The sequence below is a fragment of the Mycobacterium paraterrae genome, from assembly GCF_022430545.2.
Classification (GTDB): domain Bacteria; phylum Actinomycetota; class Actinomycetes; order Mycobacteriales; family Mycobacteriaceae; genus Mycobacterium; species Mycobacterium paraterrae.
The window spans coordinates 4,121,516-4,140,664 of sequence record NZ_CP092488.2 but is presented as its reverse complement, the minus strand read 5'-3'; the positions used below and the strand labels follow the sequence as shown (position 1 = coordinate 4,140,664).

At 64.0% G+C, this 19,149-nt stretch carries 18 protein-coding genes; 5 read left to right on the top strand and 13 right to left on the bottom strand.

Going from position 1 to position 19,149, the window contains the following annotated elements; translation table 11 throughout:
* Positions 1-25: 25 nt before the first annotated feature.
* The 5 genes from MKK62_RS20140 to MKK62_RS20120 form a co-directional block, all read right to left on the bottom strand.
* Entirely contained in the window at positions 26-580 is a 555-nt protein-coding gene (locus tag MKK62_RS20140) for a hypothetical protein (RefSeq protein ID WP_240258176.1), read from the bottom strand.
* Positions 581-849: 269 nt separating this feature from the next.
* Positions 850-2,346: a hypothetical protein gene (locus MKK62_RS20135; protein WP_240258177.1), complete on the bottom strand. Its 1,497-nt coding sequence runs from the start codon at positions 2,344-2,346 to the stop codon at positions 850-852.
* A 53-nt stretch (positions 2,347-2,399) separates the two neighbouring features.
* Positions 2,400-3,515, bottom strand: coding sequence for a sulfotransferase family protein (locus MKK62_RS20130; RefSeq protein ID WP_240258178.1), 1,116 nt, complete (start codon positions 3,513-3,515; stop codon positions 2,400-2,402).
* On the bottom strand, positions 3,516-4,526 hold the full coding sequence (locus MKK62_RS20125; RefSeq protein ID WP_240258179.1) for a 3-oxoacyl-ACP synthase III family protein: 1,011 nt from the start codon (positions 4,524-4,526) through the stop codon (positions 3,516-3,518).
* 171 nt (positions 4,527-4,697) lie between these two features.
* A complete protein-coding gene (locus MKK62_RS20120) occupies positions 4,698-6,197 on the bottom strand; it encodes a carboxylesterase/lipase family protein (protein WP_240258180.1) in 1,500 nt (499 codons plus the stop codon).
* A gap of 71 nt (positions 6,198-6,268) precedes the next feature.
* Between MKK62_RS20120 and ypfJ the strand changes: the two genes are divergently transcribed.
* Entirely contained in the window at positions 6,269-7,153 is an 885-nt protein-coding gene (gene ypfJ / locus MKK62_RS20115; RefSeq protein ID WP_240258181.1) for a KPN_02809 family neutral zinc metallopeptidase, read from the top strand.
* 1 nt (position 7,154) lies between these two features.
* On the opposite strand, the gene MKK62_RS20110 is transcribed toward ypfJ, so the two are convergent.
* Positions 7,155-8,165, bottom strand: a complete 1,011-nt coding sequence (locus MKK62_RS20110) for an Rv2578c family radical SAM protein (protein ID WP_240258182.1) — start codon at positions 8,163-8,165, stop codon at positions 7,155-7,157.
* A 125-nt stretch (positions 8,166-8,290) separates the two neighbouring features.
* Here MKK62_RS20110 and MKK62_RS20105 point away from each other — a divergent pair, with 125 nt between their 5' ends.
* Positions 8,291-9,313: an ESX-1 system-associated protein gene (locus tag MKK62_RS20105; protein WP_240258183.1), complete on the top strand. Its 1,023-nt coding sequence runs from the start codon at positions 8,291-8,293 to the stop codon at positions 9,311-9,313.
* Positions 9,314-9,580: 267 nt separating this feature from the next.
* Here MKK62_RS20105 and MKK62_RS20100 read toward each other — a convergent pair whose 3' ends face one another.
* The 4 genes from MKK62_RS20100 to MKK62_RS20085 all read right to left on the bottom strand — a co-directional run bounded on the left by MKK62_RS20100 (position 9,581) and on the right by MKK62_RS20085 (position 11,856).
* On the bottom strand, positions 9,581-9,865 hold the full coding sequence (locus tag MKK62_RS20100; RefSeq protein ID WP_067336045.1) for a WXG100 family type VII secretion target: 285 nt from the start codon (positions 9,863-9,865) through the stop codon (positions 9,581-9,583).
* 31 nt (positions 9,866-9,896) lie between these two features.
* On the bottom strand, positions 9,897-10,193 hold the full coding sequence (locus MKK62_RS20095; RefSeq protein ID WP_240258184.1) for a WXG100 family type VII secretion target: 297 nt from the start codon (positions 10,191-10,193) through the stop codon (positions 9,897-9,899).
* 73 nt (positions 10,194-10,266) lie between these two features.
* Positions 10,267-11,541, bottom strand: coding sequence for a PPE family protein (locus tag MKK62_RS20090; RefSeq protein ID WP_240258185.1), 1,275 nt, complete (start codon positions 11,539-11,541; stop codon positions 10,267-10,269).
* Positions 11,542-11,556: 15 nt separating this feature from the next.
* Positions 11,557-11,856, bottom strand: coding sequence for a PE family protein (locus MKK62_RS20085; RefSeq protein ID WP_240258186.1), 300 nt, complete (start codon positions 11,854-11,856; stop codon positions 11,557-11,559).
* Between the two features lie 879 nt (positions 11,857-12,735).
* Between MKK62_RS20085 and MKK62_RS20080 the strand changes: the two genes are divergently transcribed.
* A complete protein-coding gene (locus MKK62_RS20080; protein ID WP_240258187.1) occupies positions 12,736-14,325 on the top strand; it encodes a purple acid phosphatase family protein in 1,590 nt (529 codons plus the stop codon).
* Positions 14,326-14,384: 59 nt separating this feature from the next.
* Here the strand turns inward: MKK62_RS20080 and hisS are convergent, their stop codons facing one another.
* Together hisS and MKK62_RS20070 are read right to left on the bottom strand one after the other, a co-directional pair.
* Positions 14,385-15,647 (bottom strand): histidine--tRNA ligase, encoded by a 1,263-nt coding sequence (hisS, locus tag MKK62_RS20075; protein ID WP_240258188.1) that lies wholly within the window; start codon positions 15,645-15,647, stop codon positions 14,385-14,387.
* A gap of 36 nt (positions 15,648-15,683) precedes the next feature.
* Entirely contained in the window at positions 15,684-16,355 is a 672-nt protein-coding gene (locus MKK62_RS20070) for an MBL fold metallo-hydrolase (protein WP_240264038.1), read from the bottom strand.
* A gap of 161 nt (positions 16,356-16,516) precedes the next feature.
* Here MKK62_RS20070 and MKK62_RS20065 point away from each other — a divergent pair, with 161 nt between their 5' ends.
* A complete protein-coding gene (locus MKK62_RS20065; protein ID WP_240264039.1) occupies positions 16,517-17,371 on the top strand; it encodes a peptidylprolyl isomerase in 855 nt (284 codons plus the stop codon).
* Positions 17,372-18,175, top strand: a complete 804-nt coding sequence (locus MKK62_RS20060) for a peptidylprolyl isomerase (protein ID WP_434084971.1) — start codon at positions 17,372-17,374, stop codon at positions 18,173-18,175.
* On the opposite strand, the gene MKK62_RS20055 is transcribed toward MKK62_RS20060, so the two are convergent.
* On the bottom strand, positions 18,158-19,135 hold the full coding sequence (locus MKK62_RS20055; protein ID WP_240264040.1) for an NAD-dependent epimerase/dehydratase family protein: 978 nt from the start codon (positions 19,133-19,135) through the stop codon (positions 18,158-18,160). The two genes, MKK62_RS20060 and MKK62_RS20055, sit on opposite strands and share 18 nt — an antisense overlap.
* Positions 19,136-19,149: the final 14 nt, after the last annotated feature.

Sequence of the window (19,149 nt, the reverse complement as noted above, 5' to 3'; positions counted from 1 at the left end):
TGGACACCTACAGTTTGCGAAGGGCTCAAAGCCCGAAGCCGGCGACTGAACCGACGATGAAGAGCTCAGGAACGACGAAGTAGAGGTACTCGTAACCGGTGAGGGCGGAGTCCAGCGCGCCGGCAAAGTCTCCGGCCGACAGGTCGGACGCCGCGTTGGTCAAATCACCGAGCCCGATGAGTTCCAGCGTCGGAGCGACGATCAGGGCGTCGTTGAAGTCCGCCGGTGTGGGAATCGTCCAACTCAGCGATGATTCGATCGGCTCCCCCAGCAGCGCAGCCAGTGAACCTTGGAGAAGATTGTCCGGCACCGACAGCAGGTAGTCGTCCAGGCCGCCGTAGAACAGCGCCAGCCCATTGGCCAGCTCACCGTCGGCAAAGGCCGCGTTGGCAAGGGTGAACGCTTCCTGACCGAGAGCGAAGTCGCCCTGCACGGCGGCGACGATGTCGCTGAAAGGGTCGTCGGCACGCGCGACTGCGATCGTGCCGATGGCCATCGTGTACGCAGTCACGAGAGCGCTGATGATCGTCGCCAGCAGGATTCCGCCTCGCGTGGTGCCGAACATATGTAGTGCTCCCATCTGCGCATAGCTGTCTCAACATCGGTACTGAGAGTTTGTCAGCGGTAACTTATCATTCGTTCAGCTTCGAACAAGCCCGGCGCCTGTACATGTGCCGTCCGACAGCTCACGCGCCGGGCCCGTTTCACGAGACCGGGGTTGAGGCGCGCATCGGGGGACGATGCAGTGCGACTCGGCTCGACGGGCTCTGCGCGGCACCGTGCGCCGTTTGCGGTAGAACCTGTCTCGCTACACCCGGATACGGTTGGCGGCGCAGTGGACGCGCCGGCTCACAGACCGGTCAGTGGCGCTCCGCCCGCGAAGATCATGAACATGTCGTTGAACAACCCGGCCGCCGCGTCGAACGGAGGGGGCAAAGTGATGTCGCCGAACGGTGTCACCAGCGTCTCCATGATGGTGTCTCCGCCGGGTATGGGCGAAGCGATGTCGGAGTAGAAGCTCTCGAATCCGTAGCCGAAATTGACGATCTCGAACTCCGACCCCGGCGGCAGCACGGCGGCGTCTGTCGAACTGGTGACCAGAATCGTCTCCGTGGAGTCGTTGAATTCGTCGAGTGTGTTTGTCACGTCAGCGGTAAAGGATCCCGCCGCGGCACCGTCGGTGAAGTTGAAGTCCTGTCCGCCTTGCACTCCGACGTCGACGGGCGGCAGCCCGTTGATCCCTGTGAACCCGAGTTCGGTGATTGGATCGAAGACCATCCCGTTCGGCAGCGTAATCGTGGAATTACTCAGAGTTTCGACGCTCGCAGCATCGAAAAGGGTTGGTATCCACATGTTTCCGAGCGGCGTGTACAAGATGTCCACGTAGTGGTTTCCACCCGGCATCACGTAGTCGGAGTAGACATTGGTCAGATTGCCGAACTGGATCGTGTTGAAGATCGAGCCCACTGCCGGGACATCCGCCGCGCCGCTGCCGATGTTGGTTGCGCCGTTGTCGGAAGTGATCAGCACGGCCTCGGTGTAGGTTCCGGCGCCGTCCGTCGTCGTGGTATCGACGGTCCCCACGGTCCCGAGCAGGTGATGAGCCGAGTTGAAGAACTGGAAGTCCTGGCTGCCCTGCAACGCCACGGTCAGTGGTGGAATGCCGCTGATCGATGTAACGTCTTGCGAGCCAACAGGAACCATCGTGCCGCCGTTGCCGACGCCGACACCGCCGGCGTCGGCGATCAATCCGTTGGCTGCGTCGAACGAGGTCGGGATCACGATTGTCCCGCTGGGCGTCTGGAGCGTGTCGGTGATGGTGGATCCGCCCGCACCGTTGGGGACCGCCGAGTAGGTATTGGTGAAGCTGCCGTATCCGTAGGAGTATGTGTCGAAAACGGAGCCCACCGCCGGACCGTTGGCACCCGTCACGTCGCCCGCGACGTACACCTCGGTGTTTATTCCGCCAAGACCGTCGTTCGAGTAACTCTCGTAGCCGTAGAAGGTCCCAGAGTTGTGGCTTGTGACGTTGGCCCAGTCGAAGGTCTGGTTGCCTTGGATGCTGCCTTCGACGGCCGGCGGTGCGGTGTCGCCGCCTTCGAACCCGTGTCCGTAGATCCCGGTTATGGTTTCGATCGAATGAGGGTCGGGGGTAACCGTCCAGTTGTCGGCATGCGCGACAGCCGACGGGAGGAACACCATGGCGAGCAATCCACTTGCAACGGCGCCGACGCGGCGGTGCCTGGTGGTCATCGATGTCACCTGCCGTGCGGCCGAACGCAGGCGCAGATCCAGAATTGAAGCGCCGGAGGCTGTTTCACGCTTCTCGATTGATTGCTTGCCCATGTCGCCGATCCTCCAGTGGTCATTCCGGGTGAACGAATGTGGTGCGCCGGACATCAGCCGGCTCGGTCTGACAGGCCAAAGGCTGGGTAGACGAATCCGAGGTCTGCCCGGATGCGCTCTGGGGTCAGGCCGAACTGCGAGGGCGAATGCCCGTGCTTGCTGCTGTAGCTTCGCTGCCGCGCGGCCTGTTCGCGTACCTCGTCCAGGAATTCCTCGGAGGGCTTGATCTCGACGAAATCGAGGATTCGATCCATCGTCGATTCGAGGTCGTGAATCAGGTCCTCGTACCGGACGATGCACAAGTTGCGCTCGGGGATCTTTCCGGCAGCGTGGGCTTCGTGAAAATGACGCAGCATGTCACACGAAGCCTGATACAGGTTCTCCACCCACCTGCGCTGGTCGGCTTCCTTGGTGCGATTCCACACGTCGTAGCCATTCTCGAGCACGCTGGCAAGCAACGACATTCCCGACGGGATCACCTCGACCGGATCGCGAATGACGTAGACGAGTTTGCAGTCGGGGTAACGCCGCAGCACCGCGTCGAGGCGCATGGTCAGCATGCTGGTTTTGGCCAGCACGCGGCCGGCGCCCTTGAGCGTCAGGTTCCGCCGCCAGCAGGCGTCATAGTAGTCGAAGAAACGCTCTTCCTCGTGGGGCGTGACGCCGTCAATCCCGAACTCCCGCCGCGACAATTCGCTCCCCCACTTGTCCTGCCACGCAAGGAAATACGCCCACGCGAAGGGGCCGTCCATGGTGCGGAAGAACCAGGCCACATCGTCGGTCTCGATGCCACGCAGGCTGGTCTCGTGCACGTCAGAAGGGTGATAGCGAGCCGGTGACAACTTGTCCAGGCGTGGCACGATACCGCCCAGGAGCTTGCGCGCGGTGATCGCGGGAAACAGCATTTCCCATAATTCGAAAGCCGCCATGTCACCCGCACCGAGCAGCAGTCGATGCAGGAATGTGGTCCCACTGCGGGGGTTTCCGATGATGAAGATCGGCCGGTCGATCGCCTGATTGCGGTGACGCGGATAGCACAGGTGGTCCAGACCTAACGTGATCGCCGAAACAAGCTGGCGCAGTTGTAGCAGCGTGAAGGCGCCAAACGGCCGAAACCACAAACCGAACGTTTGGCCGAGCACGCGGTAGACCCGCAGATAACGACCCACTTAGCTCTCCCACACCGCGGACGCGCATACGACGGTGAAACCGGATGCGGCGCTGGCGATCACAAGCTTGTCGCCGTTGTTGACCGTGCCGTGCTTGAGTCGGTGGTTGAGGGCCACCGCCCATGATGTGCTGGCGCTGTTGCCGTAGAGGGAGTGAGTGTGAACGCACGCTTCGGGGCGGGCGCCGATTCCGTCGAAGACACGCTCGAGGATTGCTTGGCTCGGCTGATGGAAGACATAGTGGTCGACGTCTTGGGCCGCCCACCCCGCGTCGGTGAGGAGTCGCGCGACCTCACCGGGCACGTGAACCGCAAGTGCGAAAAGTTCTTTCGAGCGCGAGAAGAACGGTCCGTCGACCGGCGCGGAACACAGGCCGTAATGCTCTGCCAACGTCTTGTGCCGGAAGCCCAGGAGTCGCGCTCCTCCGGCCGCCAGCGACTCGCGCGTCACCAAGAACGCCGCGGCGGCGTTGCCCAGGGTGAGGCCAGCGGCGTAAGTGGCTACGTCGTCGAGCGTCTGCAAGTCGTATGTAACGTGGTCGCGCCATAATTCACCCGCGCAGACCAGCGCGGTCTTGAGCTCGGGATGCAGGGCAAAATAGCCGGCGACGACGTGAATCGCCTCGACCAGCCCAGCGCAGGCACATGTCACGTCGAAGGCGTGCAGCGGCGTCGCACCCAGCCGGCCCGCCACCTCGGCCGCGGTCGCCGGTTCGAAGTTCTCGCGAGCAATTCCCCCGTAAACCAAAAGATCGACCTCGGACGCCTCGACGCCGTTCTCGAAGAGGCACGCCGTCGCCGCGCGGGACGCGAACTCGCCAGGCGAGAGCGTCGGGTCCGGGTCGATGTATCGGACTTGGGTGTTACATCGGGCCAACACGTATTGCACGCCTTGACAGACCGGCTCCCAGTCGGAATCCGGGCCGCGAAACGACTCCCGTACCCGCGTCAGCACCGTCGCGTTGTCGACTGCGGTCTCGGGAATGACGACGGAAGGCTTCGATAAGAACATTCGAGGAAGCTGAGAATTGTTTGCAATTCTTTTAGACATGGCTGGCCCCATTCCCAGAAGCCGCCCCGGTGCGGCCTCGATTGAAAGCCAAAATTACTCTTCAAGCGCATTTCAGTCGCGGAATTCGGCTGAACTCGCCGTGCCCGGCTTCTCAGCTGCGGTTAAGGAATTTCATTCCGAGACTCGGAACCACCAATTTCGGCGCCGACCGTCCGGATCGTTAATAACTTCGTCGTAACGAGACCGAATGATGCGAGTTGCGCGTCGCTGAATGTCGTAACGTGGCCACTCATTCGTCCACGGAGGGTCGCACCCGGCGGCCGCTGTCGCGAACTCCAACCACCCGCGCTGTAGCCGGCGCCCGACCCGGGGCGTCCACCATCTACCCAGCGGGTGCAGACGTCGACCCAGGTGCGAATCGTAGGTATGCAGGATGTGCACGATCTCGCTGCCGTGCACTGCGCCCAAGCCGGTCAGCCGCAGCGTCGCAGGTGCGTGGTCGAAACGGTACATATGCGTGGGCGCCAGTGCGCTATAGGCATCGGCGAACGCCCATGTCGGGGCCACGAACATGGCGTCGGCACCGAAGGCTTCTAGGGCGCGACGGTTCGGATAGCGCGGGTAGGCGGCACCGATCTGCGATGTGGCATCCGGTGAAAGCCGGCACAGCAGACGGTCCACGCTGTCCGGTGTGGTGGGAAGCATCGGCGGGTTGTCGCGGACAAACAGTGCGGCCTCACGCCGATTGGTACCGATAATGAGCGGCATCCGGGCGATCGCGCCTCGTTGCGCCGCCTCGATCGGATGCCGAGGCAGCAACTCAACGCCGTAGGTCAATCCATGCGCTAGTGTCGGCGACGACGCAACACTTGCGAGTTGTAATTGCCCTGCGGCGCGGCGCAATTCGCGTTGAGGCAGGCCCTTCAACTCCGCGGCCGTCACCTCGAGATGAGCAAGGAATCGATGCGTCTGCTCCGCGCGAATTTCGCGGTCGGCGATCAGCGGCAGCGCGGGACTCTGCGCGATCGCTCGCGCAAACAGGCCGTCGGCGGCCGGGCTGGCCAATAGCGCCAATACCGATGTGGCACCGGCTGATTCACCGAAAATCGTCACTCGATCAGGATCGCCGCCGAACGCTGCGACGTTCTCGCGTACCCATGTCAACGCGGCAATCTGATCACGCAGGCTGAGGTTGTCGTCGAATCCGGCGCCGAGCGCCCCAAGATCAAAACCGCCGAAAACACCGACGCGGTAGGTGACATTGACAACGACGACATCACCGTTGGCGGCCAGCCGCGACCCGTCGTAGAGCTGAAGCTGCCCGGCCCCGTTGACAAATGCCCCACCGGGGATCCAGACCATTACCGGCAGCGAGGCACTCACATCGGGTGACCACACTGTGACCGTCAGGCAGGCTTCGTCGCGGATCTTCGGGTCGTTGCGGTCCCCCGCTGCCATCGATCGGCTCTGGGGTGGCAGCGGAGCATGCTCGAGCGCGTCTCGTACACCGGGCCAAGCTGGCAACGGCTTGGGTGCGGCGAATCGACGGTCACCGACCGGCTGTTGCGCGTAGGGCACTCCACGCCACACCGCAATCCCGTCCTCGGCAATCCCGCGCAGAGCACCGAGCGCCGTGTGGGCGACGACGGGAACTTCGACAACCGCGGGCACGCCCGAATCGTAGTGTGCAAAGCTGATATCGCCGGGCCGGCAATACGTCACAAACCGCGACGGAGAATGCGATGACCTTCAACGAGGGTATGCAGATCGACACCAGCACGACGGATTCGTCTGGCGGCGGCGGAGGGCGAGGAATCGCGATCGGCGGCGGCCTCGGCGGGTTGTTGTTCCTTGTGGTCGCGTTGTTGCTCGGCGTCGACCCCGGCAAGGTCGTCAACCAGTTGCCCTCGACCAGTGCCGGCCAAGACGTCGCACCCGGCTTCGATTTGAGCAAGTGCAAGACCGGTGCCGACGCGAACGAATACGTGCAGTGCCGGGTGGTCGCCACCGGGAACTCCGTTGATGCGGTGTGGAAGCAGCTGATGCGCGGCTATACCCGCCCCAGGGTGCGGTTGTTCACCGGCCAGGTGGACACCGGCTGCGGGGCGGCCACCACCGAGGTTGGCCCGTTCTACTGCCCCGTTGATCAGACTGCGTATTTCGATACCGGCTTCTTCGATGTGCTGCGAACCCAATTCGGTTCGAGCGGCGGCCCGTTGGCGCAGGAATATGTGGTAGCGCACGAGTTCGGGCACCACGTCCAAGATCTGCAAGGCTCGCTCGGCCGGGCGCAGCAGGGCGCGCAAGGCGCCAACGGTAACGGCGTCCGCACCGAGTTGCAGGCTGACTGCTACGCGGGCGTGTGGGCGCACTATGCGTCGACGACCAAGCAGGAAAGCACCGGGGTTCCGTTCCTGGAACCGTTGAGTGACAAAGACATTGCCGACGCGCTTTCTGCGGCGTCATCGGTGGGCGACGACCGGATCCAGAAGGCCGCGACAGGTAGGGTCAACCCGGAATCGTGGACCCATGGATCCTCGGAGCAGCGTCAGCACTGGTTCACCGTCGGCTACCAGACCGGTGACCCCAATCAGTGCGACACTTACCACGCGGCTGACCTGAATTGAATCAGAACAGCGTCGGGGCGGCTGTGTCGGTGGCTTCCCGTGCAGTCACGGGCTCCGAACGCCGCGACGTTCCGCGCAGCCCGTGCGAGGCGATCAGCGGCGCCGCCCGCGCCCGCAGCTCGTTACGGTATGACGCCGGCAAATAGGCTCCGCGCCGGTACAATTCGCGGTATTTGCCGACCAGTTGCGGGTGAATCTGCCCCAGCCACGACATGAACCAGCCGCGGGTGGATCCGCGCAAATGCAAACCGAACACTGTTACACCGTTGGCGCCGGCCGCCGCGATCTGTCCGAGCAGGCTGTCGAGATGTTCGACCGAGTCGGTCAGGTATGGCAGCACGGGTGCGACCATCACATGACAGTCCAAGCCGGCCTCGCGAATCGCGGCGATGAGTGCAAGCCGGGCCTGGGGACTCGGTGTCCCAGGCTCCACCTGCTTGTGCAACTCTGGGTCCCCGACCGCGAGAGACACCGAGACACTGACCGGAACGTGCGCGGAAGCCTCGGCAATCAGCGGGAGATCGCGGCGCAGCAGCGTCCCCTTGGTCAGAATCGATAACGGGGTGCCCGATTCGGTCAGCGCGTTGATGATGCCCGGCATCAACGCGTAACGTCCCTCAGCACGTTGGTACGGATCGGTATTGGTGCCGAGCGCCACGGTGTCCCGCCTCCACGACGGCCGGCTCAGCTCTCGGCGCAAGACATCGACGATGTTGGTCTTGACGACGACTTGGGTGTCGAAGTCATTGCCGCAGTTGAATTCCAGGTATTCGTGGGTGGGCCGGGCGAAGCAGTAGCGACAGGCGTGCGAGCAACCACGATAGCCGTTGACGGTGTATTGGAATGGCAGCGCGGACGCGCGCGGAACTTTGTTCAGCGCCGATTTGCACAGCACCTCATGAAAAGTGATTCCTTCGAATTGTGGCGTGCGGACACTGCGTACCAACCCGATCCGCTCCAGACCGGGCAGCGCGCCATCGTCGACGCGGACCTGTTGGGAGTCCCAACGCATGAAGCCATTCGAACTTACGTTCGATCAAAAGTCAACCCGCTGGCCGCGAATGCGACTGCGGTCGGTACCGGGGCTCGTCGCCAATACGCCTGCGGCGAGCGGGTTGTCATTTAAGCTGGACCACCGTGACGTCTAATACTGACGGCCCAAAAGACAACAAAAATCTTAAATGGGCTATGGGTGGGGTGGCCGCGGTTGCCGTCTTGGCGACGATCGTCGCGGCCGTATTGCTATTCGGCGACGGGGGTTCTGGAGCGCCGACCGGCGGATCCGACAACGGCACGGGCCAGGAGACGGCGAACGTCGCCAGCGCGAAGGACACGGGACCGGTGACGGTGATCACCGACGATCCCAGCTGCACCGCGTGGATGTCGATCAACAACGAATTGGCTAACGGCGGGCAGGGTTTGTGGAACGACCGCGATCGGTCCGTGCCGGCGTCGGCCTGGAATCCCAAACAGCGTGCGATGTTCATCGCCGCCGCGCAATCGATGCGTAGCGCGGCGGCGCAGGCGGTCGGTTTGGTGAAGCTCACGCCGCACCGCGTCATGCGAGAGCTCTATCAACAGTTCATCGCCTACGCCCGCGCGTACTCCGAGCGAATCCCGAGATATACACCGTCAGACAACAATTTGGCGGGCGCCGCTAACAGCGCATCTTCCGCGTTGGGGTCGATCTGCGCTGCCATCAGCGATGGTTCGGCCGCGGCCCGCGGGCCGCTGGTGTCGCCTTCGCCGCCTCCGTCCGACATCGCGCCGGTGGGAAATCTGGCGAGCCCGCAGCCTTTTCTCACGTCGGACAACAACGTGTGCCCGGAGTGGAAGGCCGCTTTGGATCAGTTCGGCCAGCAGACCGCGCAATGGCAGCAAATGGATCCCAACGTTCCGTCGATCTATTGGAACAAGGAACAGAAGGCGGTCAACTACGCGGTGGGACCGGTGATGAACTCGTTCGCCGGGAAGCTGGAAGAGCTTGGAAAGCGCAGCGATAACGCGATCTGGCAGGATTTGGCGAACCTGTCGGCTCAGTACCGGCGCGCGTTTGTCACTGCTCTGCCGACCTACACGCCGACCGACAACCATTTAGCCAACGCGGCCAACTTTGCATCCACGACCGTCCTGGGAGGGTGTGCGGCGGTCGCCGAGTAGCCACCCTCCCAACCGTCGCGTCCGTTGCGACCCGCGCACGAAATGAGCTGCGAGTTAGCAATACTCGATCAGCGGCGGGCAGTTCGGTAACCCAGTCTTACGGCCGCGACAGATTGCCGGCGACGGGTGACGCCCTTCGCCTGGAACCAATCGCTGCCGAAACCTCGGGTGCGGCAATATGTTTGGGCGCCAAGACGAGGCAAACACCAGCGAAAACACAACGCACCGGGCATGTTCATGCCCGGTGCGTTGTCCCCCGAAGAGTGGTCAGGCCCAGCTGGAGCCAACAGCGGAGTCGGTCGACGACATGTTGTTGCCTGCCGTCTGCACCTTCTGGCCGTGGGAGTTGGCCTGTTCGTAGATGACCTGGAAGTTGCGGCCCAACTGGGTGATGAACTCCTGGCAAGCCACCGAACCCGAGCCACCCCAGAAGTCGCCGGCGGCCAGCACATCGCGAACGATGCTCTGGTGCTCGGCCTCCAAGGAAGCGGCCTGGGCGCGGATCAGGGCGCCGTGGGCATCCACGTCACCGAACTGGTAGCTGATCGACATGAGTGTTCTCCTAAATGGTTTCGGTGACCGGCTAGCTGGACAGGATCTGCTGGCTGGACTGCTCTTGGGTCTCGTAGTTGTTCGCGTCGCGGATCAATCCGTCCCGGACACCGTGCAGCATGTTCACGATGTTGCGAAACGCCGTGTTCATCTGACCCATCGTGTCGTAGCTAGTGGCCTGAGCAGTACCGGACCAGCCGGCCCCGGCGATGTTCTGGCTCGACGCCCACATCTTGCGGGCCTCGTCCTCCACGGTCTGGGCGTGCACGTCGAAACGGCCAGCCATCGCCCGCATCTCGTGCGGATCAGTCATAAAACGCGTAGGCATAACTTCTTCTCCTTCTATTTCACTGCCATGTCTTGGGTTAATGCGCACTGCAGCAAAGGCATCCCCCCGGTTCTCATCCGCCTGCCGGCGTGCGAGTCTCAACTTTCACGGACGCCGTCTTCGCCGCCTGCGTGCCCATGCCGCGTCCATTCATCGCACCCATCAGCGCCTGGGTGTACGGGCTGGTCGGTAGGTTCGCGGCGGACGCGACCGGTGAAGCAACGCTGTTGGCCGGCAGCACCGGAGCCGCGCGCACCATCTCGGGAGCATTCTGGGCCCAGCCTTGCGGAATCGAGAGGCCGCCCATACGTCCAGCGCCGGCAAGCTGAGCGGTGATTTGTGATCCGAATCCACGCATCTGGCCGGAAATGCTTCCGAGCAAGGCTTTGAGCTTTCCGTCCACGAGCGACTGCACGTCGGCAAGCATCGCCTGCTGGCTCGCCTGCAGCGCCTGACTCGCGCCCATCGAGTTACTCAAGCTCATCAGCATTTTGACCGGCATGCTGGCAAACGTCGTCAAGTAGTAGACGCCCTGAATCGGGAGCAAAGCACCGGCGGTCGAAGTGACCGCGCCGGTCGCTGCCGAGCTGGCGCTAGAGGTCGCCGCGCCTGAGGTGGCGGCGGCTGAGTGCGCCGTCGTCGACGCGCCCGATACGTTGGTCATCGCTGACGACAGCGCCGTCGTCAGCGTGTTAGCCGACGTGCCAGCCGTGCCGTTTCCACTCAGCAGTCCCTGTAGCGCGCTGGCCAGGTTATTGACCGTGCTGCTGATGGAGTTCTCGATCGACTGCGCCGCCGCGGCCAGATCGGACGACAAACCGCCGTCACTGGTCGAGGGCGCCGGGGTCTGTTGGGGCAGTACGACAGCCTGCTCCGAGGCGGCCGCGTAGGTGTCCATCGTCAGGCCGTCTTGGAACCACATTTCCATGTAGTGCGCTTCGGTCGCCATGATCGCTGGGGTGTTCTGACCGAGAAAGTTGGTCGCGACTAGTGCGGCCAGCAATGCCCTGTTGGCGGCAATCACAGCCGGAGGCACCGTCGAGGCGAACGCTCCTTCGTAGGCCGCAGCGGCGAACTGGGCCTGAGCGGACGTTTCGGCAGCTTGGCCTGCGGTGGTGGTCAGCCAATCGATATAAGGCGCCGTCGCCGCCGCCATGCGCATTGACGACGGCCCAAGCCACGTCGCCCCGGTGAGTTGCGCAAGAACCGACTGATATGACGCGGCGGTTGACTCCAGGTCGGCCGCCAGCTCGCTCCATGCCGACGCGGCAGCCATCAGCGGCCCAGACCCAGCGCCGCTGTACATCAAGCTGGAGTTGATCTCCGGCGGAAAGATCATGAAACTCATCGACCCAGGCCCCCCTTAGTCGGCAGCAGCTGCATTCGCCGCCTCGGTCAGCGCGTACGCCCCCGCCCCGGAACGTAACGCGGCTACTACTTGCTCGTGCACTACCGCAGCCTGCGCGGCAATCTGCTGATAGGCGGCACCGTGCTGGCCGAACTGCGCCGCCGTCATTGCCGAAACAATATCCGAAGCGGCGGGAGCAAGACCTGTAGTCGGTGTCGCCGCTGCGGCGTTTCTTGCCGCCATCGACTCGCCAAGGCCTGCCAGACTGCTCGCAGCCCCGGACAATTCTTCGGGCTGCGTAGTTACGAACGACACCGAATCCTCCTCGAGAACAGGAGTCAGACCTCGTGGCGCCCCCGCTCGATGAGTTAATCGAATTAACTCAACTGCAAAGTAGGCGTGTTTGAGGTCTGACAGTTTCGCAATCTTAAATCACAGAACAGCATCTTGTGCTGAGAAAAACCGAAGAGAGATTGCGCTGGCGACAATTTCTTGCGGCGTTCCGACAGGACCTTGCCAACCACAGCCAACCCATGTGAAAACTGGCCTAACGAAAGCTTGCTATTGGATGTTTGCCAGTTACTCGGTCTGCCACCGCCGTCGCGGTCCGACCACCCGGCCCGCGCAGCGGTCGTGATCATCGCCGGCAAACGGCTTACGCCCGCCCAGCCACGCGCCGACGGTTCATGGCGTGACGTAAATGCCTTGATGTCAGAGCAATTCGGCGACGTACGCCCCGCGCGGCAGTGACGGCGAGCCGATCGCCCGCCATCCCGACGACACTGCAACGGCCACAAGCGGCAAACCACCACGACGCCGTTTCGACGCGGACGCCGAGGAGACGGCCGGGCGACTCCGGCCTCCGTGGTAGCGCGGCTCAGGGAACGGTGTCGCACCCATTGTCCGGGCATCGATAATCCGGCCTCTCCGCGTTGTTATTAGCCGACAGATACGGGTCATGATCAAAATCTCGCGCCCATCACACAAGCTGAGAAAATGCTTAAGGGAATCGCTTTTGAAACATATTCCCGACGCGCCCCGCGCCGCTGCGGTCACTCATGAGCAGGTACGCCGCGGCATGGAGCGCCCGGACCTTGCCACCGTCCCACATTTCCGCCGCCCATTGGGCGGCTACCCGACAGGCACGCCTGAGCGTCCTCCAAGCCAGCAGCACGGCGGGAGTATGAAAGAGGCATGGTCGACGAGGTACACCCGGACGACGGCGTGAATTCGGCACGGGGTGTCAGCCGCCGAACCCTGCTGGCCACCGGCGCGACGGCGGCAATCCTCGGCGCCGGGTTCGGGGCAGGGGCCGTCGCACTCCTCGGCCCCTCCCAGCGCGGGCCGAGCTTGTGGACTCAGCCCAGCCGGCGCGGGGCCCAACCGGTGGGTGGTTTGCACTTGCAATTCGGTCGAGACGCTTCTCGCGAAGTCGTCGTGTCCTGGCACACCACCGATCCGGTGAGCAATCCACGCGTCTTGGCGGGCACGTCCACCGGCGGCTTCGGCCGTACGGTGCCCGCCGAAACGCGCACCTACCGCGACGCCAAGTCCAAGACCGAAGTCCGGGTGCATCACGCCAGACTCGACAACCTCGCTCCCGATACCGACTACGTGTATGCGGCGGTGCACGACGGCACCGATCCCGAGCTGGGAACGGTACGTACAGCGCCGGCAGGACGTAGTCCGTTGCGCTTCACCAGCTTCGGGGATCAAGCGACGCCCACCTTGGGTCGGCTGCAGAAAGACAGTTACCGCAGTGACAATCTGGGTTCCCCGGCAGCCGGCGACATCACAACGGCAATCGAGCGCATCGGACCGCTGTTCAACTTGGTCAACGGAGACCTCTGCTACGCGAACCTGGCGCACGACCGGATTCGCACCTGGTCGGACTGGTTCGACAACAACACCCGCTCCGCACGTTACCGCCCCTGGATGCCCGCGGCGGGCAACCACGAGAACGAAATAGGCAACGGTCCAGTCGGTTACGCCGCCTACCAGACCTATTTCTCGCTGCCCGAATCGGGATCGGACACCGAGCTTCGCGGTCTGTGGTACTCGTTCACCGCCGGTGCGGTGCGGATCATCAGCCTGAGCAACGACGACATCTGCTACCAGGACGGTGGTAACTCCTACGTCCGGGGTTACTCCGGCGGAGCGCAAAAGCGTTGGCTGGAAGGCGAACTGGCGAACGCACGCGCCGACAAGCGCATCGACTGGGTGATCGTCTGTATGCACCAAACCGCGGTGTCCACGGCCGATCACACCAATGGCGCCGACCTAGGCATCCGTCAGGACTGGTTACCGTTGTTCGACCGCTACCAGGTCGACTTAGTGGTGTGCGGCCACGAGCACCACTACGAGCGTTCCCATCCACTGCGGGGGGCGCAGGACACCGAGACCCGAACACCGATCCCGGTGGGAGACCATGGTGACACGATCGACACGACGCGAGGGACCGTGCACGTCGTCATCGGCGGCGGGGGAACGTCGACACCGTCGAACGGTATGTTCTTCCCAGAGCCGCGGTGCCGAGTGGTGACCGGAATCGGCGACACCCGCGACGGGATCGGGCGCCGTGTGCCGATCTACGTGATCGAAGACGCGCCATGGTCGGCGTTTCGCGACGGGCAAAACCCTTACGGCTTCGTCGCTTTCGACGTCGACCCCGGGTTGCCAGGTGGCAATACCACGATCAAGGCGACCCACTACGCCGTCAACGGCCCGTACGGCGCGGTCAGCGTGGTCGAGCAGTTCACGTTGACTCGGCCCCGCGGAGGCTGAACTTCCCAGATGACACGGCTTCCCGCGCGAGTTCGCCGTCGTTCGAAGAGGACCACTCGCTAATAGCCCAAGCGCGAAAGCACTTCGCGGACAACGGAATCGGTCTCGACATCGACCTGCTCGCCCGTCGTCAAGTCCTTGACGCCGACGGTCCCCGCGTCGATGTCACGGTCGCCGGCCACCAATGCGAGCCGCGCTCCGGACCGGTCGGCGGCCCGCATCGCACCCTTGAGGCCGCGACCACCGTAAGCCAAATCCACCCGCGCCCCGGCCGCGCGCAGTTGGCCGGCCAGCACGGCGAGTCGTAGCTTGGCCTGGTCGCTCAGCGGTACGCCGAACACGTCGCAGCGCGACGTGGGGCCGACATCCTTGCCCTCGGCGCGCAGCGCCAGCAGCGTCCGGTCGACGCCAAGCCCAAATCCGATGCCAGACAGATCTTGTCCGCCGAGCTGCCGCATCAGCCCGTCGTAACGGCCGCCACCGCCAATGCCCGACTGGGCCCCCAACCCGTCGTGCACGAATTCGAAGGTGGTCTTGGTGTAGTAGTCGAGGCCGCGAACCATCCTCGGGTTGATGACGTATGGCACGCCCAGCCCGTCGAGATGGGCCAGCACCGTGTCGAAATGTTGCTTGGCCTCGTCGGACAGATGATCGAGCATCACCGGAGCGTCGGCGGTCATCGCCTTGACCTCCGGACGCTTGTCGTCGAGCACACGCAGGGGGTTGATCTCAGCGCGCCTGCGGGTTTCCTCGTCGAGATCCAAGCGAAAGAGGAAGTCCTGCAACAGCTCACGGTATTGCGGACGACAGGTGTCATCGCCTAGCGAGGTGATCTCCAAGCGGAACCCGTCGAGGCCGAGCGACCGGAAACCGGCATCGGCGACGGCGATCACCTCGGCATCCAGGGCCGGGTCGTCGACGCCGATGGCTTCGACCCCTACCTGCTGCAGCTGGCGATAGCGGCCGGCCTGGGGGCGTTCGTAGCGGAAGAACGGACCTGAGTAGCACAGCTTGACCGGCAGTGCGCCGCGATCTAACCCGTGCTCGATCACCGCGCGCACCACGCCCGCAGTGCCTTCGGGCCGAAGGGTCACCGATCGGTCGCCGCGGTCGGCGAAGGTGTACATCTCCTTCGACACGACGTCGGTGGACTCCCCCACGCCGCGCGCGAACAGCGCGGTGTCCTCGAAGATCGGCAACTCGATATCGCTGTACCCCGCCCGGCGAGCGGCGTCGAGCAGAGCCGCCCGCACCGCGACGAACCGCGCTGAATCCGGCGGAACGTAATCCGGAACGCCCTTGGGCGCACTGAATTCACTCAACGGCGCCGCTCCTCCCCATCGCTACGCACTGCATCGTCACCGGCTCAGCCCCTCGATGAACGGGTTGAACCGGCGCTCGTCGCCAATGGTGGTGGCGTTGCCATGCCCGGGCAGCACCACCGTGCTGTCATCGAGCACCAACAGCTTGTCGACAATCGAGCGCAGCAGGTCGCGTCCACTGCCGCCGAACAAATCGGTGCGCCCTACCGATCGCTGGAACAAGGTGTCGCCGGTGAGAGCTACATCTTTGGCGCCCATGGCGCCGTCGATCCGGAAGACGACCGATCCACGGGTATGTCCCGGCGTGTGGTCGACGGTGACGCTGATTCCGGCCAGATCGATCTTGTCCCCGTCGCGGTCCAGTTCGACGACCTGCTTGGGCTCCCGGAAGATCGCCGCAAGCAGGATTTGGCCGATCTTGGGCCCGAAGTCCTTGATCGGGTCGGTCAGCATGAAACGGTCCTCGGGATGGATGTACGCCGGGCACCCATACGTGTCTGACACCTTCTGAGCCGACCAGATGTGGTCGATATGGCCGTGCGTGAGCAGCACCGCCGCCGGTGTCAGCCGATTCTTGTCGAGGATGCGACGCAGCTGACCCATCGCGCGCTGGCCCGGGTCGACGACAATGGCGTCGGCGCCGGGGTGCGGAGCCAGCACGTAGCAGTTGCACTGCAGCAACCCGGCAGGAAATCCGGTGATCAACACGATCACCAGTTTCCCATTCAGCTCGCCCGACGACGATGCGGCCCGCGCATCGGCGGCTGAGGAGTCGGGCCATATGCCGCGACGACGGGTCGCGCCACCCTTTTCGGAGGTGAACTGGCACACTCGTCAAGACCCAGACCGCGATCATGAAGGGACCGGCGGTGCCGAGCAACGAGCAACGACGTGCGTCAGCCAAGCGCAAACTCGAGCGGCAGCTCGAACGCCGCGCCCAGCAGGCCCGTCGTCGTCGAACACTGGCAATCATCGGCGGATCGGTCGCGGCAGTCGTCGTGACCGCCGCGATCGTCGCAACGGTCGTTCTGACCAATCACGACGACAAAAAGACGTCGGCCAGCTCCGACACCTCCTCGAGTGCGGCTCCCAGCGCCAAGGGCGCTCCGCTGCCGGCGTTCAAACCGAACGACACGATCGGCGCCGACTGCCAGTACCCGCCGTCCGGCCAGCCGGCCAAACCTGCGAACCTCCCCCGTACCGGCAAGGTGCCCACCGATCCAGCGCAGGTCAGCGTCAGCATGGTCACCAACCAGGGCCACATCGGTCTGCTGCTGTCAAACAACGAATCACCCTGCACCGTCAACAGTTTCGCGAGTCTGGCGCAACAGAAGTTTTTCGACGGCACGAAGTGCCACCGGCTCACGACGTCCATCCTGCAGTGCGGCGACCCCAGCGCTGACGGCACCGGCGGGCCGGGGTACAGATTCGCCGACGAATATCCGGTCGATCAGTATCCGCCCGGCGACCCAGCGGCGCACGAGCCGGTGATCTATCCACGCGGCACGTTGGCGATGGCAAACAGCGGGCCGAATACCAACGGCAGCCAGTTCTTCTTGGTCTACAAAGACACACCGCTGCCGCCCGCCTACACCGTCTTCGGCAAGATCCAGCAAGATGGGCTGGCCACCCTGGACAAGATCGCCAAGGGCGGCATCGCCGGCGGCGGTGAGGACGGACCGCCGGCTTCCGAGGTGACCATCACGTCGGTGAGGTTGGACTAAATGACCATAAAAGTGACCCGCATTGCCGCCCTGCTCGGCATCACCGCCGTCGCCTTGACCGTGACATCGTGCTCGCACCACAAGTCCGGCCAGGCCGCCGCCACCACGCCGAGCAGTGCCGCGGCGGCCGCCACGTCGACGTTGCCGCCCGTCCCGCCGGTGACCGGCCCGAAACTGCCGCCGTTCTTCCCCGGACCGTCGGTCGGCGCGAACTGTCAGTACCCGCGGACGACCGAACCGGCCGGCAAGCAGGCGGCCCCACCGCCCAACGGCAAGGTCTCGACAGAGCCGGCGACGATCGGGCTGACCTTTGTCACCGACCGCGGTCGAATTCCCTTGCAACTGGCTAACAACGAATCACCATGCACCGTCAGCAGTTTCGTGAGTCTGGCGCAGCAGGCGTATTTCGACAACACCGAATGTCACCGCCTCACCACGGCCCGTGCGTTGTCGGTGTTGCAGTGCGGCGATCCTAAGGGCGACGGCACCGGCGGGCCCGGCTATCAGTTCGCCAACGAATTTCCGACCATCCAGTACCCGCCCGGGGAACCGGCGCTTAAAGTACCCGTCGTCTATCCACGCGGAACTCTAGCGATGGCTAATGCCGGACCGGGCACCAACGGCAGTCAGTTCTTCATGGTGTACCGCGACTCACTGCTGCCGCCCACTTACACCATCTTCGGCACGATCACCCCGGCCGGGCTGGCGGTGATCGACAAGATCGCCTCCGGCGGCGTCGCCGGAGGCGGCGACGACGGCAAGCCCGCGAACGAGGTCGCGATCACCTCAGCCCGCCTCGACTGACCGTTCGACGTAGGTGCGGGCCGCCCGTCGAATCGAATCCTCGGTGGGTGTCGGATGCCAGCCCAATTCACGGCTCGCCTTGGCGTGGCTGGCCGGTGATGTCAGCTCGACCAGCCGCGCGCTCTGTCTACTCATCGGAAAGTCCTTGCGCAGCAACGCCCCCAGCCCGTCGTTGATCCAGCCCAAGCCGTAGAGCGCCGCCATTGGAACGCCGAATCGGGGCGGTCGCGCGCCGACCGCCTGCGCGGCTATGGTCAGCAGTTCACGCTGGCTCATGTAGCGCTCCGAAACGATGTAGCGCTCACCGATGCGGCCCCTCTCCGAGGCCAAGAGCAGCGCGTCGGCGACATCGTCGATACCGACCACTTCGGAGCCGACGCCGCTGACATAGAACGGCATCTTGCCCTGGGCCGCGAGCTTGACCAACATGCCTTGGCGCGGTTGCCAATCCGGTGGCCCATACGGGTTCGACACGTTGGCCACGACGGCTGGCAGCCCCTGCTCGGCCACATAGGACAGCACCAGAGCTTCGGCGGCCCGGCGCGATGCGATGTAACCACCGGCTTTGTCCGCCCAGTTGAACGGGGTGTCCTCGTCGACGGTCTGACCGTCGAACCCCACGGCGATGGTGCCGATAGTGCTCAGGAAGACAAAGCGCTGCACGTCGGCGGTCACCGCCGCGTCGAGCACATGCCGAAGGGCTTCGACGTTGGTGGCGAATAATGGTGCGGGATCCCGCAACTCCGCCCGAGTGTCCACGACGCAGTAGTAGACCACCTCGCGGTCTGCCATCGCCCGGGCCACCGCGTCGCCGTCGAACAGATCACCGTAGTGCCGATCGACGCTAAGACCGTCGATGCCCTTGGTAAAACTGGTCTTTCGCAACAACACCCGGACGTCGGCCCCGTCGGCCACCAGGTGGCGGGTCACGCAGGCACCGACGTTGCCGCTCGCGCCCATGACCAGGGCCCGCT

What these genes read in the sequence shown, in the direction of transcription:
- MKK62_RS20140 (WP_240258176.1), bottom strand. Translation starts at nt 580, where the DNA reads ATGGGAGCACTACATATGTTCGGCACCACGCGAGGCGGAATCCTGCTG.
- MKK62_RS20135 (WP_240258177.1), bottom strand. Translation starts at nt 2,346, where the DNA reads ATGGGCAAGCAATCAATCGAGAAGCGTGAAACAGCCTCCGGCGCTTCA.
- MKK62_RS20125 (WP_240258179.1), bottom strand. Translation starts at nt 4,526, where the DNA reads ATGTTCTTATCGAAGCCTTCCGTCGTCATTCCCGAGACCGCAGTCGAC.
- ypfJ (WP_240258181.1), top strand. Translation starts at nt 6,269, where the DNA reads ATGACCTTCAACGAGGGTATGCAGATCGACACCAGCACGACGGATTCG.
- MKK62_RS20110 (WP_240258182.1), bottom strand. Translation starts at nt 8,165, where the DNA reads ATGCGTTGGGACTCCCAACAGGTCCGCGTCGACGATGGCGCGCTGCCC.
- MKK62_RS20100 (WP_067336045.1), bottom strand. Translation starts at nt 9,865, where the DNA reads ATGTCGATCAGCTACCAGTTCGGTGACGTGGATGCCCACGGCGCCCTG.
- MKK62_RS20095 (WP_240258184.1), bottom strand. Translation starts at nt 10,193, where the DNA reads ATGCCTACGCGTTTTATGACTGATCCGCACGAGATGCGGGCGATGGCT.
- MKK62_RS20090 (WP_240258185.1), bottom strand. Translation starts at nt 11,541, where the DNA reads ATGAGTTTCATGATCTTTCCGCCGGAGATCAACTCCAGCTTGATGTAC.
- MKK62_RS20080 (WP_240258187.1), top strand. Translation starts at nt 12,736, where the DNA reads ATGGTCGACGAGGTACACCCGGACGACGGCGTGAATTCGGCACGGGGT.
- MKK62_RS20060 (WP_434084971.1), top strand. Translation starts at nt 17,372, where the DNA reads ATGACCATAAAAGTGACCCGCATTGCCGCCCTGCTCGGCATCACCGCC.
- MKK62_RS20055 (WP_240264040.1), bottom strand. Translation starts at nt 19,135, where the DNA reads ATGGGCGCGAGCGGCAACGTCGGTGCCTGCGTGACCCGCCACCTGGTG.